The sequence below is a fragment of the Roseiarcus fermentans genome (assembly GCF_003315135.1).
Classification (GTDB): domain Bacteria; phylum Pseudomonadota; class Alphaproteobacteria; order Rhizobiales; family Beijerinckiaceae; genus Roseiarcus; species Roseiarcus fermentans.
Genome location: NZ_QNRK01000040.1, coordinates 1 through 16,474, shown reverse-complemented (window position 1 = coordinate 16,474; position 16,474 = coordinate 1). Strand labels below are relative to the sequence as shown.

The following is a 16,474-nucleotide window of genomic DNA, read 5'->3' as shown; positions in this document are numbered from 1 at the left end:
TCGCCGACCGCCATGCGACAAACGTTCACACCGTTCAGGGAGGCGAGCCGGACTCGCGGCGGCGGCCGCCCGCATGATAGGCGACGGCGCACACCGCGTGGGAGCCCTCGCTTGACATCCGCCATCTGGACCGAACGCTACGCCGTCAACACGCTGGTGGTGAACGGGCAGAAGCGGCTCGGTCTCGTGGGTCTGTTGAAGATTCTGCAGGACGTCGCCTGGATCCACGGCGACCATCTCGGCCACGGCTTCGACGCGATGATGGCGAGGGGGTGGATCTGGGTTCTCGCCCGGCAGAAGCTCGTGATGGGGGACTGGCCGACGTGGGGCGACGTCCTCTCCGTGCGCACCTGGGTGCGTCCGATCGAGGGCGTGCTGGTCATGCGCGACACCGAGATCTGGAGCGCCGGCCGCAAGGTGGGCGAAAGCGTCGCGAGCTGGCTCGTTCTCGACGCGGCGACGCGGCGGCCGCCGAAGACCGGGATGCGAAAACAAGGGATCCTCGCCCGCGACGACGGCGCCCTCGACCTCGCGCCCGCCCGGATCGCCCCGTCGGACGATCTCGCGCCGCTGGCGCGGTTCCGGGTGCACACCAGCGATCTCGACGCCAACGGCCACGTCAACAACGTCCGCTACGCGCAGTGGATTCTCGACGCGGCGCCGGCCAGCGCCCATCGGACCCGGGTGGTGCGCGACTACGAGGTGAATTTCCTGGCCGAGACCAGCGTCGGCGACGCGGTGAGCGTCGAATGGGACGGCGGCGGCGCGGCGGCGACCGACGCCCTGCGCTTCCAGGGGCGGCGCGAGGCCGACGGCAGGGTCGTGTTCGCCGCGCGGTTGCAGGTCGTCCCGGCGACGGCGGCTTAGCGAGGCCTGAACGACGAGGGACGCGGCCAAACCGGACCGTCTACGGCCTGCACACATCCGCGACGCCCTTCCCCAGCTCGCTGGGGAAGGTGGCGCGAAGCGCCGGGTGGGGTGTGGGACGCCGCGCGAACCTCGACATGATCGCACGGACGGCGCCGCCGATGGCGAAGCGTCCACCCGTCGGCGCCTGCCGTCCTCCTGCGGCGTCAGCGGCATCGCATGACCGCCGGCGCGAAGCCTTCGCCGATCTCGCCCTGCTTTCCGCACCCCATCCGGCCTCCGGCCACCTTCCCCAGCTCGCTGGGGAAGGCGCACACCGGCGGCGTCGACGCGTGCGCGCCCCTGCCGGACCCGTCAACCGGCCTTCTCGGCCGGAGCGTATGCGCCGCCGGCCGGGCCTGCGCGATTGAGCGCTGAAAAGGCCCGTGCGGAACGCCGGAGAGAGCTTCTGTCGCGAATGCGACACGGCCATGTCCGGCCCTGGGCGGTGTGGCGTTCCGGCAACACATTGAAATCCCTGACATAACCTCTTGGCACACGGCTTGCGTCTCCTTGCCCGGAGACAGGAGCCGCGACACCATGAGCCAGCAGCCGTTCACCATCTCGCTCGACAGCCTGATGACGCCGATCGACTTCGAGGCGATGAAAACGGCCGCGACCTCGGGCGGCTGCTCGACCTCGTCGTGCGGATCGTCGGCCAAGCCCGACGACCTGGACGAGGCCACCTGGGACAAGATCAAGGACCATCCCTGCTACTCGGAAGAGGCGCACCATTATTTCGCCCGCATGCATGTCGCGGTCGCGCCTGCCTGCAACATCCAGTGCAACTACTGCAATCGCAAGTACGACTGCGCCAACGAGAGCCGTCCCGGCGTCGTGTCGGAGAAGCTGACGCCGGACGAGGCGCGGCGCAAGGTGATCACGGTCGCCAACACGGTGCCGCAGTTCTCGGTGCTCGGCATCGCCGGCCCCGGCGACGCCTGCTACGACTGGAAGAAGTCGCAGGCGACCTTCGCGGCGATCGCGCGCGAGATTCCCGACGTCAAGCTCTGCATCTCGACCAACGGCCTGGCGCTGCCCGACCGCGTCGACGAACTCGCGAACATGAACGTCGACCACGTCACGATCACCATCAACATGGTCGATCCCGAGATCGGCGCGAAGATCTATCCGTGGATCTATTTCAACAAGAAGCGCTACACCGGCGTCGAGGCGGCGACGATCCTGCACCAGCGGCAGATGCTCGGGCTCGAGATGCTGGTCGCGCGCGGCATTCTGGTCAAGGTCAACTCGGTGATGATCCCCGGGGTCAACGACGAGCACCTGATCGAGGTCAACCGCTGGGTCAAGGAGCGCGGCGCCTTCCTGCACAACGTGATGCCGCTGATCTCCGATCCGGCGCACGGCACGCATTTCGGCCTCACCGGCCAGCGCGGCCCGACCGCGATGGAGCTGAAGGCCCTGCAGGACAAGCTCGAAGGCGGCGCCAAGCTGATGCGCCATTGCCGGCAGTGCCGCGCCGACGCGGTCGGCCTTCTGGGCGACGACCGCGGCCAGGAATTCACCCTCGACCAGCTGCCGGAGGCGGTCGTCTACGATCCGAGCAAGCGCGCCGCCTATCGCGAGATCGTCGCCGAGGAGCGCGGCGACCATGTCCGCGCCAAGGAGAAGGCGATCGCGGCGGTCAAGGAGAACGCCGGCGACGGCCATTCCATTCTGGTCGCGGTGGCGACCAAGGGCGGCGGCCGGATCAACGAGCACTTCGGCCACGCCAGGGAATTCCAGGTCTACGAGGCCTCGACCAAAGGCGTGGCGTTCGTCGGCCACCGCCGGATCGACGCCTATTGCATGGACGGCTTCGGCGAGGACGCGACCCTCGACGCCACCATCGCCGCGCTCGAGGGCGTGACCCACGTGCTGTGCGCCAAGGTCGGCGATTGCCCGAAGGACATGCTGACAGCGGCGGGAATCGAGGCCACCGACGCCTACGCCTACGAATACGCCGAGACCGCGATCAGCGCGCTCTACGCCGCGACCGCATCGGACGCCGGACAGACGAAAGCGGTCGCCTGACGCGGCGAACGAATACCGGCGCGCTCGGCTGGCGCCGGCTGACAAGAGCAAGAGGAGCAGACCAAAATGGCTTTCAAGATCATCGCCTCCCAGTGCACCGCCTGCGGCGCCTGCGAATTCGAGTGCCCGACGGCCGCGATCAAGTTCAAGAACGACACCTACATCATCGACGCCAAGACCTGCACCGAGTGCGACGGGCATTTCGACACGCAGCAATGCGCGGCGGTCTGCCCGGTGCCCAAGACCTGCGTCAAAGCCTGACGGCTTCGGATCGCAATCCGATGAGCGGCGGCGTTTCCGCGGAAGAGGACGACGGGCCGTTCGACTGGCTCGGCAACCCGATCTCGTGCGCCGACTGCCCGAACGAGGACACGCGCGCGGCGGGACGCTGCGAATTCCGCCGCGCCTGCGTGATGGATCGGCGGGCGCGCCGGATCGACCGGTTCTTCGCCGCCAATCCGGCCCATGCCGATCGCCACCTCGGCCATCCCTATTTCGAGGTGCGCACGCTCGCGGCCCGCTACGCCTCGCCGTTCCGCCTCGGGCCGCTGATCGACGACCCGGAGCCGGACGTCCGCGCCATGGTGGCGCTGCGCCTGCCGGTCGCCCGTCTCCGCCCGCTGCTGGCCGATCCGGAACCGAGGGTGCGGATCGCGCTCGCCCAGCGTCTGACCGGCGCCGCGCTCGCTTCGCTGTTCGACGATCCGGATTACGCCGTGCGACTCGCCGCGGCGCGGCGCGCCGAGCCGGCGCTGCTCGTGCGGCTGATCGAGGATCCCGACCCTTCGGTGCGCCGGGAGGTCGCCTGGCGCGCCCCGGACTACGTCCTGCCGCGCATGACCGGCGACCCGGAGGCGCTGGTCCGAATCGCGGTCGCCGAACGGCTGCCGCAGGAACGCCTGGTGCTGATGGCGAAGGACCAGGATTTTCGCGTGCGCTTCGTCTGCGCCGAACGGCTGCCGCCGGCGCTTCTGGGCAAGCTCGTGGACGACGAGGACGCAATGGTGCGCGAGGCGGCCCTGGCGCGCAAGACAGCGGAGAACGGGTGATGGGACTGGCGCGCGAACAGGAAATCGAAATCCGCGACCCGCCGGTGTTCCTGCCCGGCGAGACGGTCCGGTCGCTGAAACACATCCGCAACGACGGCACCTACCGCGGCCGCGAGATCGGCGACATTCTGGTGCGAAAAGGCGAGGTCGGCTACGTGCGCGACATCGGCACTTTCCTCCAGCAATTCTACATCTACGCGGTCGAATGGGTCGACAGTGGGACCATCGTCGGCATGCGCGGCAAGGAACTCGTGCGGATCGACACCCATGCTGCGGAAGCGAAGGAATCCGGACGATGAAGGTGATGATCCGCCGCGGCGAAAAGGGCCTGTCCGTCTACGTGCCGAAAAAGGACCTCGAGGAGGCGATCGTCGAGACCGAGCGCGAGACGCTGTGGGGAGGGTCGGTGAAGCTGCGCAACGGCTGGACCCTGATCCTGCCCGACATGCCCGCCGACACCAAGCTGCCGATCACCGTCAACGCCAGGAAGCTCGGAGAGGACGAATGACCGTAGCCCTCGCAGACCTCGGCGCCGGGCGCGCCGACCCGGCCGACCCCGCGCGGCGCATGGCCGTCGTGCGCGATCTCCTCGTGCGCGACGCGCTCGTCCCCTACCTCGGTCCGGGCCTCCTCGCGCTGACCGACTCCGCATTGCCGTCGACGCCGGAGGCGGTGGCGGCGGCGCTGCACGCCAAGGCGCCCGCGCCGTCGCGCATTCGCACCAACATGTGGGCGGTGGCGCAGTTCATCGAGAGCCGCCGGCATCGCAAGACGCTCCAGGCGTTCATGGCCGACATCTTCGCCGCGCCGGCGCCGCCGAGCCCGCTCGTCCGGTTCCTGGCCGGCCTGCCGTCCCGGCTGGTCGTCAACTCCTGGTACGACGACCAATTCGCCGCCGCGCTGAAAGCGGCGGGCCGCGACGATTTCGTCGAGATCCAGGGCATTACCCGCGCCGGAATCAACTACGACGCCTGGACGCTTTCCTACGACGCCGCCGGCCGCCCTTGCGACGGGGCGGCGATCGAGGCGGCGCGCACGGTGCTCTATTCGCCGCACGGCGGCGTTCGTCCGGCGCAGAATTTCCTCGTCGCCGATTCGGACTATGTCGAGGTGATGACGGAAATCGACATCCAGACGCCGATCCCGACGGCGGTGAAGGAGGCGCGCACCGATCGCGGGTTCCTGTTCCTCGGCTGTCGCTTCCACGACCAGATGCTGCGCACCTATGCGCGCCAGATCATGAAGCGCTCGAAAGGGCCGCATTTCGCCGTCGCGGACACGGCCGCGATGACGCGCAACGAGCGAAAGTTCTTCGCCGACCAGATGATCGAGGTGATCGACGCGCCGCTGGCCGAGGCGGCGCAGATGATCCTGAGCTGACGCGAGCCGCGGCGCCCCTTGGAAGGGCGCGCGTCTCGCGCGCCCCGGCGAGAGGTCTCGCCGTCGCCAGAGCGAAACGCGCAGAAACAAGGGCTGCCGGATGAGGAGGAAGCAGCCCTTGCCTGCGACCGGGGCACTGGAGCGACTCCGGGCCGGCAACGAATATCCGGATCGCCTCGGTCTGTCCAGTAACCTTGACGATCGGGATCTCTGTCCAGACTCATGGACACACTCCCTCCGGGCGGGACATCGCCCCGACCGCCGTCACCGCGTCATCGTTCGCTCGATGCGTCGGTCCGGGACCAGCCAGAGCAGCGCCACGGCGACATAGGTCGCCAGCGACACGGCCGGCGCCCACAGCGCGAAGGCGGCCCCGAACCCGTACAGCGCGAGCGAGGCGATTTCCTTGACGCCGGCGCCGAGCGCGTTCGCGAGCAGGCTCTCGCGCCCCTGCACGCCGATCAGCGTCCGCGCCAGGATCGCGTAGGCGAGCGCCGGCGCGAACAGCGAGGCGCCGTAGAGCAGCGTCGGGACCGGCTCGAAGTGATTTTCGGCGAGCCAGGCGGTGGTGAACGGAATGAGCGACAGCCAGAACAGGAGGTGCATGTTGGCCCAGAGCACGCCGCCGCTCACCCGCTCGCAGGCCGCGAGCAGGTGATGATGATTGTTCCAGTAGATCGCGACATAGAGGAAGCTCAGCACGTAGCTGAGGAAGGTCGGCAGCAGCTTGCTCAAGGCGGACCAGTCCGCGCTCTCCGGCGCCTTCAGATCGAGCACCATGATCGTGATGATGACCGCGATCACGCCGTCGGTGAACGCCGTCATCCGTTCCTTGCCCATTGGCCGGCTCCTTGTCGCTCGGTCGCCGCGCTCGCCCTGTCGAGCGCGACCGCGCGGTCATCGTGCAATACGCCAACCCCGGCAAGGGCGCCCGCGCGCCGTCACGGAAGCGGCCGTTCCACCGTCGCCGGATAGTCGCCGCCGATCAGCAGCACCTCGCGCTCGGCGCGGAACGCGAAGAACGACATGAGCGCGCTGGCGAACAGAATTTTCGTCAGCGGCGCCTCCACCGACACGACCACGGACCCAAAACTGTCGGCGACGGCGCGGTCGGTGGTGAACGACGACAGGCTGTTCAGCCGCAGGACCGGCTGGCGCACGTTCAGCCGCCGCACCACCTGGTCCTCCACCCGATCGGCGCCGCGGTAGAGCCGCAAATGGGTCTCGCCCGGTCGCACGAGCGTCGCAAGCGCCCATTGCACATATTCGTACACCAGGTCGAGCTGGGCGAAGATCGAATTGGCGTGGAAGCCGCTGCCCATCTTGTGCTCGACATAGGTCGCCCATGCCGGGTCGGAAAAGCTCGTGATCTTCGCCCCGTGATGGGCGGGCGCGAGGCCGAAGCGGCTCTCGACCCAGCCCTTCAGCACCGCCGCGTCGCGCGACGAAGAGTCGAGGCCCCAGCCGATCAGGAGGCGGACGAACGAGTGGCGGAACGGCGGGCCCATGCCCCGCGCCTCCTCGCGCAATTGCTGCGCCTCGAGGCCGAACATCGCCGTCATGTATTTGGCGAGCGCCTCGCTCGCCTCGTCGATGTCGTTGGCGAGCGCGAGCATTTCGAACAGCGGCGCGTTCATCTCGCGCACGCCGCTGATGTGCAGTTCGCACGGGGCTGCGGCATAGTCGGCGGAGGCGAGGAAGTCGGTGGGAAGGCCGATGAGGTTGGGGCCGTGAGGCAGCGGCATGGGTTTGCGCGAAAGCCGGGTGGGCGTGGGACTCGAGCCACCGGGGCGGACGGCGGGGCGTCGCTGTAGGAGGCGCGGTCGCTGACCGCGCCTCCGCGCGCCATGACGCGTCCATCGGACGCCTTGTCTTTCGACTGGCTATGGAGCGCGGCGACAACGACGCCGACGTCCGGACCCCGGTTATCCGAACGGCGCCGCATTCTCCATCAACGGCGCACAAACGTCCATCGCGACGAGGGTTCCAGCGGGGCTATCGCTTGAACGTCTCCGACGCGCCTCCTCCCGCTACGGCATGCACACAACTCCGGTCCCGCATGAACACCAGTTGGCGCCGCCGGGCGCGTGGTTCAAATCAAACGTATGATTTCCGACCGGAATGGCGGGACTGCTCAAGAGCAGGCCTTCACCGAGGTTTGCTCTGAGCGCGCCGCTTTCGACCCCTTCCCCAGCTTTGCTGGGGAAGGTGGCGCGAAGCGCCGGATGGGGTGTGGAAAGCAGGAAACTGTCGATGCAGGCGGGCGGCGACGGTCGTGCAATCCATCAGGCCGCGACACGCGGACGTCCTTCGGCGTCGCTCTACCCGGCAAACCCAGGAGATGGGAGTGATAAAGGGCATTGCTGTGATACATGATCAGTATGGATGAGCCGCCGCGTTACCGTCAGTCTTCGCGCAAGTTCGCTCGGTCGCAGCGTCGGATCATGACGAAGGCGGAAACTATGCTTTGGCGCGCCGTGCGCGACCATCGGATCGACGCCTACGGCTTTCGCAGACAGATGCCGATCGGAGCCTATTTCGCGGATTTCGTCCGCCTTGAACGAAAGATCATCGTCGGAGCGGACGGCCAGACGCACGAGACTGCGGACGCCGAGGTCAGAGACGCCGCGAGAGACGAGGGGCTTCGGCGCGCGGGATTTCGCGTCCTTCGGTTCCCCGACGCGTTGATCATCGGCGGTCTGCCGATCGTCGTCGAGCGCATTCGTGCAGCGCTGCGCGAGGAAGCGCGTCAGAGCCCTTTTGAAAAGTCTTTGCTGGAAAGCGGGCGCGTCAGGCCGAATGGGTGTGGAAGGCAAGACCCGTCGTTTGCAGGCAGGCGGCGACGGTCGCCCACACCCCATCCGGCGCTTCGCGCCGCCTTCCCCGGCGAAGCCGGGGAAGGGTTCCGCGGCCGGTTCTCCGCCCGTCATCAAGGGGTGGTCGCCGGCGTGGTGACGACGCTCGACGTCGGCGGGGCGCTGGCGTTCCGCGCCCAGGGCGACCCGAAGGGCAGGGCGTTCGGCGCGTCGGTCGGCGAACTCGACAGCTTGCGCACGGACCCGGACAACCCGCACGCGGTCCGGCTCTACGGCGACATGAGTCCCGCCGATATCCGCGAGGCCGCGTCAATCGTGACGCGCGTTCCCGACGCCGCGATCCGCCGGGTGCTGCTCGCCAACGGCGGCTCGGCGGCGCTCGCCGACACGATGATCGCGCGCAAGGCCGACATGGCGGCGCGCGTCGGCTGAGGCCGGCGCGGCCGCGCCTCGTTCGCGCCGCGCGCGGGGAAGGCGTCCGCGCTGGCGGTTCAAACCAAACGTATGACTGCCGGCCGGAATGGCGGACTGCGCAAGGAGCGGCCCTTAAGGGAAGGTTTGCTAAACGGAACAAATCCGCCCCTTTACCACCGTTCAGGTTCGCTCCGGTACGGCAGAAGGCCGCTGGAAGCGGCCTTTGCCGTGAAAGCCGGGCATGTGTTACCAACGAACATGTTCCAAGCCTAACCTCGGCAGTGTCACGCATGTCGATCACGCCGATACGCCGCCCACCCGAAACCCGCGACACTGAGAAGGGTCATGGACCAAGTTGAGAGCTCGGGAATTCCAGTGAGAGATGATCCAACACTCTGCCCCTCCGCATTGATGCCTTCAGCCACGCTGCTTACGGGGCCTATCAAATCGGGCAGTCCGCCGAGATCAATGATCTGACCATCGCTCCACTCTACAGCGTGACACGAATCATTGCCTGCAATGTCGACACAGCTTTCCCCTACGATTTGTCCAGCGTCGTTAATTGCATTTGCTCGACTATATAAATTTCCCGGTAACGCGCCGAGATCTCTAATATTCCCATTGATCCACTCAACGCCATGGCAATTATCATTGGCGATATCGCAACTCAGGCCCACAACCTGTCCCGCGGCGTTGATATCGTATGCGACGCTATCCGTGTAGCCCCGCAGCGGTAAGACGCCGAGGTCTCGAATTTGACCGCCGCTCCACTCCACGGCATGATCGACGCCTGCAATCTGGCTCCCTCCTACCACTTGACCCGCGGTGTTGATTGCTTCGGCGTAACTGATTGGGGAGCCGGGCAAGCCTCCGAGGTCGACAGCCTGGCCGTGGCTCCATTCGACGGCGTAATATGGGCCAGGACCATTGCCGCTCGCTCCGACTACCTGCCCCAAATCGTTGATGCCGCTCGCTGAGTTCTCTGTGTAACCAGGCAACCCCCCCAGGTCCGTAATCTGGCCGCTGCTCCACTCGACAGCCCGCAAACCATTCGCCGTCGAGCTTTCTCCCACCACCTGACCGGCGGTGTTGATGGCTTCGGCCCAGTAGTAACGCCGGGTATTCCCCGGCAGATCGCCGAGGTCGTGGATTTGGCCGCCGCTCCACTCGACGGCGTGATACCCGTTAGACGAGACGCTCTCTCCGATTATCTGATCCGCATTGTTGATAGCCTTGGCGTAGGACGGGTAGGAGTACAGAGTTCCTGGCAGGCCTCCGAGTTGGACGACCTGACGGCCGTTCCACTCAGTGGCCGTGTATACTGGTTGTGCGGAGGTTTGGCAGATAGCGCCAACGCTCAGCACAACGACCGCGCCGCCTAAAACGATCTTCATAGCGATCTCCGCCTGTTGAGACCCAATTAGACGTACGAAATTGTTACTCCCAACCCCGTCATTGCGAGGAGCGAAGCGACGAAGCAACCCATGCCGCCGCTTGCCTCCTGCGGAAAAAATCGCTCCGTCTTCTGCTCGCAACGAAGGGCGGCGGGACGATCAGAGGGCGCAACAGCGGCCCAGCGGCCCTGGATCGCTTCGCTTCGCTCGCGATGACGGCGCTGTTCGCTGCCGGCTTGGGAGTTACGCGAAATTATGATTCTTCCTTCACACTAGTAAGATCACTGAGTATATTTGGGGCGTGGTGATCCGCCAAGCGGGGGTTTGCGCGTCGGCGCCGCCCAAATGGCTCTGGGGCCACCACCCAGTTGGCGAGGTGGAATTTAGACAAACGCGTGCTTCGGGTGGAAACCGCGCCGGGTGGAGGCAGGGCCGCGCGAAGGCTGGCTCGGGGTCGCGATCCGGGTCGAGGACGGCTGCTATCTGGTCCATGCCTTCAAGGACCAGGGCGAGCCGCTGCACGGCGAGTTTGACCCGGTGACGCTGGCGCCGCTGCCCCGCCATGGTCATCACGGTCAAGACGGCTTGGGGGCGCGATGACCCGGGCGACTGAACCGGTCGGCGCCGCGCCGGCCCGCGAACCCGATCAACGTCGCGCAACACGGGAAAGGCGAGCGGTTCTCACTGCGAACCGAGCGGCGGTCGGGTCGCTCCGACGCCCGGCCGGCCGAGACAATCCGCCAGAGTGTAGGCGTCGAGCGTCGCGTGGAAGCTCTCGCTCGCCTGTCTCAGCATCGGACGGAGACGGCAACCGGGCTCGAGCGTGCAGCACCCACGGTCGGCGCGGAAACACTCGACGATCGCCTGGCCGTTCTCGAGCGCGCGCACCAGCGCGCCGATCCGAACCTCCGAGGCGGGCTTCGCCAGCCTGACGCCGCCGCCCGCGCCGCGCGCCGTTCGCACGATTCCGAGCGCCGCGAGCGCCTGAACGATCTTGTGAAGATGGTCGCGCGACAGGCCGCCCAGGGTTTGCGCCAGCGTCTGAACCGTGATCGTGTCCTCGGGCGCGGCCTCGGCGAGCAGCATCAGAATGCGCAGAGCGTAGTCGGTCGAGGCGAGAAGTCGCATGGAGAATCCCACAGCCGCGCCGTCGTGCTTCGGGGCGGCGCGGACCCCGGGTCGACCTCCGGGCGCCGCGCGCCGGTCAACAGCCCAGGCGCGGCGGCCATGCCCCAACCCGTCGTCCAAGCCACAAACATAACACTTTGTCGGCGCAAGCCCTATGCCTCCAGCAGGGTCCCGATGGCTTCGACGCCGAGAGCTGTGCGCTTCGGGAACGGCTCGGCGACCGTCGACGCGGCGACGATCGCCGAGGGTCTCGGGATGTCCGCAAGCGATGTCCAGCCGCTGATGCGGTCGGGGGAACTCACGAGCCGATGCGAGGTCGGCCAGGATCAGGACGCCGGTTTGACCCGGCTGACCTTCTTCCTGCGCAGTCGCCGCTTTCGAATCGTGGTCGATTCCTCGGGCCGGATTCTGCGGCGCAGCACGATCGACTTCGGCGAGCGGCCGCTTCCCCCTTCGCTTCGGGCCTGAATTCCCCGACTCGCCACGCTCCGGGCCGGCGAGGCGAACCCCGGGCGGCCGCGAGGACGCCGGCGGACGAGGCGCGTCGAGCCGCATGCGGCCAATTGTGGTATTGAGGATACTTGTTTATCGCTCTAGACCCTCCGGGGTTTGTCTGATCCCCTCGGCCGACGAACGGAAATGGAGGCTTCATGTCCATCCGCGCACAGGACCCGACGGTCCGCGACCTCGAACGGGCGCCGGGCCGTGCGCGCGTCGCGGGATACGAAGGTTTGACCGACATCGCGCTCGACGTTTCGCATCAGGCGCGCCGCGCGGCGCTGACCGGGCGCATCGCCGCCGAAACCGGGATCGACGAGCCGATGATCGAGCGCCTGGTGCGGCGCTTCTATGACAGGGTGCGGGCGGACGCGCTGCTCGGACCGGTGTTCGCGACCCGCATCCGCGACTGGGAGCCGCATTTGCGGCGCATGTGCGCGTTCTGGTCCTCGGTGGCGTTGATGACCGGACGCTATCACGGGACTCCGATGGCGAAGCACCTGCCGCTGCCGGTCGACGCCGCCAACTTCGATCGCTGGCTCGCTTTGTTCGAGGAGACGGCGCGGGAGATCTGCCCCGCGCGAGCGGCCGATCATGTCATCGCGCGCGCCCGGCGCATCGCAGAGAGTCTCGAGATCGGAATCGCCGGGTCCAACGGCGCCTTTCTCGGCAAGGGGCAGCGCTATCGGTCATTGGACCCGGCCTGACCGACGATGGCCGATCTCGCGACCTTCGCCGAAAGCGTCGAAGTCATCGAAAGCTGGCGCTGCATCGGCTGCGGCCGGGTGGAGGCCTCTCGGCCCTGCGTCGGCGTCTGTCAGGACCGCCGCGCGCGCCTGGTGGAGCTGGACGCGTTCGTCGCCGCCCTCGACCGCGTCGACCGCGCCGAGACGCGCGCCGCGGACCTCGAGGCGTTCGTCCGTCTCGTCGCGACCACCCGCGCCAAGCCCGGCGGGGCGGAGGCGACGCTCGCCGCCTTGCAGACCCGCGCCCGCGCGCTGCTTGCGGGTGTCGCCGCACGGCGTTCCGACGAGGCCGGCGGAGGGACGCCCTGACCGCGGGACCGGCGCCGCGGCGACGGCGCGCGGGGGCGCCGGTCGCACGTAGCCCATGCGACCGGAAGACCCCTGCACCGCCGACATGCGCGCGACAAATGCTTCCGTAAAACCGAAGTCGATGCTAGGCTGTGATCAGGGTCGAGCCGGTTCCACCGTCCCTTGCGAAGGGCGGCCGGCTCGGGGTTTCGGTGTTTGATTCGTTCATCACGGCAATCGGACCGGGCGCGGAGCAGGCGCGCCTCCGGCGCCGGCAGTGCGCCCACCCCACTTGGGCGTTTCCGCCCCGCCAGGATGGTCGGCGCTGCAACTCCCAAGCCGACCGTAGGAGCGGCGGCCGCCCCTTTCGACGGGAGGGCGCGTCCCCGGGGCGACGGGACGCTGCAGCTCCCGGGGCATGCCCTGTCCGTCTCCTCGCGGGCAACTGCCTCGGCAGTTGCAGCGTGACGTGTCTCCCAAGCCTCGGCGCTCGCCCCCACCACCATCCCCCGGACTTGATCCGGGGGATGGTGGAGGGGGCCCGCCGAGCGGCAGGTCGGCAGTTGCCGCGTGACGTATCTCCCAAGGTGGACGCCGAAGAACGCCGTCATCGCGAGCGAAGCGAAGCGACCCAGGGGCCGCTGGGCTGCTGTTGCGGCTCGTGGACCGCCACGCCGTCCCTCGAGCTTCGTTGCGAGCAGAAGACGGAGCAATCCTTGCAAAATGGACGCAAACTGCGTCGTGGATCGCTTCGTCGCTTTGCTCCTCGCAATGACGGGGTTGGGAGTTACCGCGTGACAAAATGTGGCGCCCAATGCATTGGAAACATTGAGTCGGCGCCAAAAGCGCGTCAGGTGTGTCCGCGGGGTCGTGGTCGCGGCGCCGTGAGCGAGCAAACGGATGCGCCGGATCGGACCGCGCAGCGGGTTCCAGCGCCCGAGTTCGGGGCGAACTGAGACGATGAGAGCGGAGGCCTTGCCTTGAGCGGAAGAGTTTTCCAGGAATGCGCAGTCGGTCGGACCTTCGCCCGCGCGGCGACCGTTCCCGCCCCGGCGCCAGGAACGGGCCGATGAAGCTGCGCTCGCTGCTGTTCGTTCCCGGCGATTCGGAACGCAAGGTCGCGAAGGCGCAGGCGTCCGGCGCGGACGCGCTGATTCTCGACCTCGAGGATTCCGTCGCGCCCGACCGGAAGGCCGAGGCGCGCGCCCATGTCGCGCGCCTGCTCGACAGCGGGGCGCCGCGAAGCTGGTCGTTCTTCGTCCGCATCAATGCGCTCGACACCGGCCTCAGCCTCGACGACCTCGCCGCGGTCGTGAAGCCGGGCCTCGATGGCGTCCTCGTTCCGAAAGCCAACGGCGCGGAGGACATCGCCTGTTTCGGCCACTATCTCGACGCGTTCGAGACCAAGGCCGGCATGCCGCTCGGCGCCGTCCGGATCGCGGTGGTCGCGACCGAGACGGCGAAGGCGATGTTCGCCCTGCACAGCTACGCCCCGGCGCACCCGCGCCTCGCCGCGCTGACCTGGGGCGGGGAGGACCTCGCCGCCGCGCTCGGCGCGACCGAGAACAGGGAAGAGGGCGGCTGGACCTTCCCTTATCAGGTCGCCCGCGCGCAATGCCTGTTCGCGGCGGTCGCAGCCGAGGTCGCGCCGATCGACACCATCCACGCCGACTTCCGCGACCCGGAAGGGCTCGAGCGTGACTGCCGCCGTTCGCGGCGCGATGGATTTCTCGGCCGCCTGGCGATCCATCCCGACCAGGTCGAGATCATCAACCGCTGCTACGCGCCGTCGGAGGCCGAGATCGCCCATGCGCGCCGGATCGTCGAGGCGTTCGCCGCCAATCCCGGCGCGGGCGCGCTCGGCATCGACGGCAAGATGGTGGACATCCCGCATCTGAAGGCGGCGCAGAAGACGCTCGCCTCCGTCTGACACGCCCGCGTCGGCCCTGCCTCAGCGGCAGGCGTCCCAAGAGGCGTTCCTCCGGCTCGGGTCGGTGTCCACCAGCACAGGCGCAGGGCCCAGGCGACGGCCGCGCCGATCGCCGCGGCCGCCCCGATCGCCGCCATGGACGTGGACGTTGCGGCGACGATTCGTGGATTTCCCGCCCGCCCGGCGCGCCGTCCCGGCGACAGGCTCAATGACCGATTGGGATCGGCGCCAAGAGGGAGTAGCCTCGCCCGGCGCGCCGGACTCGAGTTCGCGCGACAGGACGAAGCAATGCCGAACCTGACCCTGACCCAGAGTGTCGCGCTCGCGGTGGGGAGCACGATTTTGGCCCTCGCCGCGCTGGGCCTCCCGCCGATCCGGGTTGCTTATATCATCGGCATATGCGTCATCGGCGCCCTCGCAGCCCCATTCGTCGCCGCCAAGATCAGAGTCGCTCACAACGCCGTGAAGGCGGTCCGTTACCGCCGTTCCCACGGACGGTGGCCCTGGGAGCAATGATCTTTCCGATCGCCGCCGAAGGCGAGGTCACGAGGCGCCTGGCGAGGTCGAAGACGTCGCGCCTCCCGTGCGCCCAGCGCGCGCAAGCGGCCTCGACGACCGGCGCGCGCTGGGCGCCCTCTACCAGGCGGGTGGCGAGAACCTTGCGCGGAACTTCGCCTTGGCGAGCGTCGCCGTGCTGCCCGCGCCCGGCTCGTCCATGACCGCGACCAGCCGCGCCGTCTCCGCCACGCTCCGCCGCCGGCGGCGCTCGACCGACGGCGACGGCGTTCAGCGGCTTGAGCCGCGATAGCCGTTGAGGCCCGGGGTCCAGAAGCGGATCACCGACTTGTGGCCGACGCCGTTGTCGGCGAGCGACTGGCCGGGGTCCGGCTTCGCCCGCGCGCCGTCGATCATCCACTCGACCCTGTCCCAGTCGATCTTGTCGAAGTCCGGATGGGCGGTGTAGTGCCCCTTGACGATCACCTCGACGAAGGCGGCGAACGGCATGTCGGGCGGCAGCGGGAAGGCGAGCGGCGCGCAATACGACAGATGCTCCTCCCAGTGGACGTAGACGATACGATTGCCGTGGAAGTTCTTTTCCAAGTCGCGGTATTCGATGTGCTTTTCGTAGTCGGGCGAAAGCGCCGTGACGGCCATTGTCTCCTCCGGGAGTGCGAAGCTTGGGGCGCGCGGCGTGGGCGACGCGCGCAGGGGGTCGATTGGAACCTTTCGAGCGCGAACATGGGTGGGCGCGCGGCCTGATGCCCGCCCCCGTCGGGGGAAGCCTATTCAGCGGCCTTGACCGCTCCGGCCTGCCAGCTGTTCCACAGCGCCTCGTCCGGCGAGCCGACGTAGTCCATGTTGTCCACGCCGGCGTTGAGGCGGTACCAGGCCAGAACATCGGGCACCGTCGGACCGCCGCAGGCGCCTTTGTAGATCTCGTGCGCAGGCAGCCAAGCCTGGACGTACTTCTCCGGCTCGCCGTCGAAGATGTCCTTGCAGCCGTCCGAACAGAAATGATACCGCTCGCCCTTGAAGTTCGACTCGCGGAAGCAGATCGTGGTCGGATCGCCCGGCTCGGTGTAGACCATCGGGATCTGGCAGGTCTGGCACAGCATCGGCAACGCCATGTTGTAGAAGCGCTTGCCCTGCTTCGTCATCTCCGCCCACATCTCCCAGTTGGGCCGATAGAACTTGTCGAACGTGGTCGGATATTTTTCCGAGAGCCAGTCGAGGTGCTCGCGGTCCGGCGCCCAGGTGTGGAAGGCCGCCACGTGGGCATGTTGATGGAAGGTCAGCCAGTTCTGGTGCGACACGTGGTCGGCCTCGACCGTCGCCTGGTCGGCGTATTTGGGCGGGCGCAGGCCGTAGCGGGCGAGATCCTGGAACAGCG

General features: G+C 67.8%; 20 protein-coding genes. 14 read left to right on the top strand and 6 right to left on the bottom strand.

Annotation, left to right across the window (positions count from 1 at the left end; genetic code table 11):
* The first annotated feature begins 111 nt into the window (after nt 1–111).
* From DFR50_RS25885 to DFR50_RS25855, 7 genes are all read left to right on the top strand, one after another.
* Nucleotides 112–867 (top strand): acyl-[acyl-carrier-protein] thioesterase, encoded by a 756-nt coding sequence (locus tag DFR50_RS25885; protein ID WP_170153396.1) that lies wholly within the window; start codon nt 112–114, stop codon nt 865–867.
* 579 nt (nt 868–1,446) lie between these two features.
* Nucleotides 1,447–2,940, top strand: a complete 1,494-nt coding sequence (nifB, locus tag DFR50_RS25880) for a nitrogenase cofactor biosynthesis protein NifB (RefSeq protein ID WP_113892203.1) — start codon at nt 1,447–1,449, stop codon at nt 2,938–2,940.
* 66 nt (nt 2,941–3,006) lie between these two features.
* Complete coding sequence (locus tag DFR50_RS25875) at nt 3,007–3,201, top strand: 4Fe-4S binding protein (protein ID WP_113892201.1); 195 nt, start codon at nt 3,007–3,009, stop codon at nt 3,199–3,201.
* 20 nt (nt 3,202–3,221) lie between these two features.
* Nucleotides 3,222–3,989 (top strand): 4Fe4S-binding leucine-rich repeat protein, encoded by a 768-nt coding sequence (locus DFR50_RS25870; RefSeq protein ID WP_113892199.1) that lies wholly within the window; start codon nt 3,222–3,224, stop codon nt 3,987–3,989.
* A complete protein-coding gene (locus tag DFR50_RS25865) occupies nt 3,989–4,288 on the top strand; it encodes a nitrogen fixation protein NifZ (protein WP_113892197.1) in 300 nt (99 codons plus the stop codon). The genes DFR50_RS25870 and DFR50_RS25865 overlap by 1 nt, the downstream gene beginning before the upstream one ends.
* Nucleotides 4,285–4,497, top strand: a complete 213-nt coding sequence (gene nifT, locus DFR50_RS25860; protein WP_113892195.1) for a putative nitrogen fixation protein NifT — start codon at nt 4,285–4,287, stop codon at nt 4,495–4,497. The genes DFR50_RS25865 and nifT overlap by 4 nt, the downstream gene beginning before the upstream one ends.
* On the top strand, nt 4,494–5,369 hold the full coding sequence (locus tag DFR50_RS25855; RefSeq protein ID WP_113892193.1) for an SIR2 family NAD-dependent protein deacylase: 876 nt from the start codon (nt 4,494–4,496) through the stop codon (nt 5,367–5,369). The genes nifT and DFR50_RS25855 overlap by 4 nt, the downstream gene beginning before the upstream one ends.
* A gap of 264 nt (nt 5,370–5,633) precedes the next feature.
* On the opposite strand, the gene DFR50_RS25850 is transcribed toward DFR50_RS25855, so the two are convergent.
* Together DFR50_RS25850 and DFR50_RS25845 are read right to left on the bottom strand one after the other, a co-directional pair.
* Nucleotides 5,634–6,209: a TMEM175 family protein gene (locus tag DFR50_RS25850; protein ID WP_113892190.1), complete on the bottom strand. Its 576-nt coding sequence runs from the start codon at nt 6,207–6,209 to the stop codon at nt 5,634–5,636.
* Nucleotides 6,210–6,310: 101 nt separating this feature from the next.
* The gene (locus DFR50_RS25845; protein ID WP_113892188.1) at nt 6,311–7,114 is read right to left on the bottom strand and encodes an NAD(+)--dinitrogen-reductase ADP-D-ribosyltransferase; all 804 of its coding nucleotides are present in this window, start codon (nt 7,112–7,114) and stop codon (nt 6,311–6,313) included.
* Between the two features lie 627 nt (nt 7,115–7,741).
* Here DFR50_RS25845 and DFR50_RS32660 point away from each other — a divergent pair.
* Nucleotides 7,742–8,617: an endonuclease domain-containing protein gene (locus DFR50_RS32660; RefSeq protein ID WP_342634581.1), complete on the top strand. Its 876-nt coding sequence runs from the start codon at nt 7,742–7,744 to the stop codon at nt 8,615–8,617.
* Nucleotides 8,618–8,883: 266 nt separating this feature from the next.
* On the opposite strand, the gene DFR50_RS25835 is transcribed toward DFR50_RS32660, so the two are convergent.
* Nucleotides 8,884–9,993 (bottom strand): hypothetical protein, encoded by a 1,110-nt coding sequence (locus tag DFR50_RS25835; protein WP_113892186.1) that lies wholly within the window; start codon nt 9,991–9,993, stop codon nt 8,884–8,886.
* 420 nt (nt 9,994–10,413) lie between these two features.
* On the opposite strand from DFR50_RS25835, the gene DFR50_RS25830 reads away from it, so the two are divergent.
* Nucleotides 10,414–10,593, top strand: a complete 180-nt coding sequence (locus tag DFR50_RS25830; protein ID WP_113892184.1) for a hypothetical protein — start codon at nt 10,414–10,416, stop codon at nt 10,591–10,593.
* A gap of 81 nt (nt 10,594–10,674) precedes the next feature.
* On the opposite strand, the gene DFR50_RS25825 is transcribed toward DFR50_RS25830, so the two are convergent.
* Nucleotides 10,675–11,121: an RrF2 family transcriptional regulator gene (locus tag DFR50_RS25825; protein ID WP_113892182.1), complete on the bottom strand. Its 447-nt coding sequence runs from the start codon at nt 11,119–11,121 to the stop codon at nt 10,675–10,677.
* Nucleotides 11,122–11,295: 174 nt separating this feature from the next.
* Between DFR50_RS25825 and DFR50_RS25820 the strand changes: the two genes are divergently transcribed.
* From DFR50_RS25820 to DFR50_RS25800, 5 genes are all read left to right on the top strand, one after another.
* Nucleotides 11,296–11,589, top strand: coding sequence for a DUF6522 family protein (locus DFR50_RS25820; RefSeq protein ID WP_113892180.1), 294 nt, complete (start codon nt 11,296–11,298; stop codon nt 11,587–11,589).
* A 182-nt stretch (nt 11,590–11,771) separates the two neighbouring features.
* Nucleotides 11,772–12,326 (top strand): group III truncated hemoglobin, encoded by a 555-nt coding sequence (locus DFR50_RS25815; RefSeq protein ID WP_113892178.1) that lies wholly within the window; start codon nt 11,772–11,774, stop codon nt 12,324–12,326.
* A 6-nt stretch (nt 12,327–12,332) separates the two neighbouring features.
* Nucleotides 12,333–12,674: a hypothetical protein gene (locus tag DFR50_RS25810; RefSeq protein ID WP_113892176.1), complete on the top strand. Its 342-nt coding sequence runs from the start codon at nt 12,333–12,335 to the stop codon at nt 12,672–12,674.
* A gap of 1,048 nt (nt 12,675–13,722) precedes the next feature.
* Nucleotides 13,723–14,583: an HpcH/HpaI aldolase/citrate lyase family protein gene (locus DFR50_RS25805; protein WP_113892174.1), complete on the top strand. Its 861-nt coding sequence runs from the start codon at nt 13,723–13,725 to the stop codon at nt 14,581–14,583.
* A 288-nt stretch (nt 14,584–14,871) separates the two neighbouring features.
* Nucleotides 14,872–15,099, top strand: a complete 228-nt coding sequence (locus DFR50_RS25800; protein WP_113892172.1) for a hypothetical protein — start codon at nt 14,872–14,874, stop codon at nt 15,097–15,099.
* A 270-nt stretch (nt 15,100–15,369) separates the two neighbouring features.
* Here DFR50_RS25800 and DFR50_RS25790 read toward each other — a convergent pair whose 3' ends face one another.
* Together DFR50_RS25790 and DFR50_RS25785 are read right to left on the bottom strand one after the other, a co-directional pair.
* A complete protein-coding gene (locus DFR50_RS25790) occupies nt 15,370–15,738 on the bottom strand; it encodes a phenol hydroxylase subunit P4 (RefSeq protein WP_113892168.1) in 369 nt (122 codons plus the stop codon).
* A gap of 128 nt (nt 15,739–15,866) precedes the next feature.
* A partial coding sequence (locus DFR50_RS25785) for a YHS domain-containing protein (RefSeq protein ID WP_113892166.1) occupies nt 15,867–16,474 on the bottom strand: 608 nt, incomplete at its 5' end.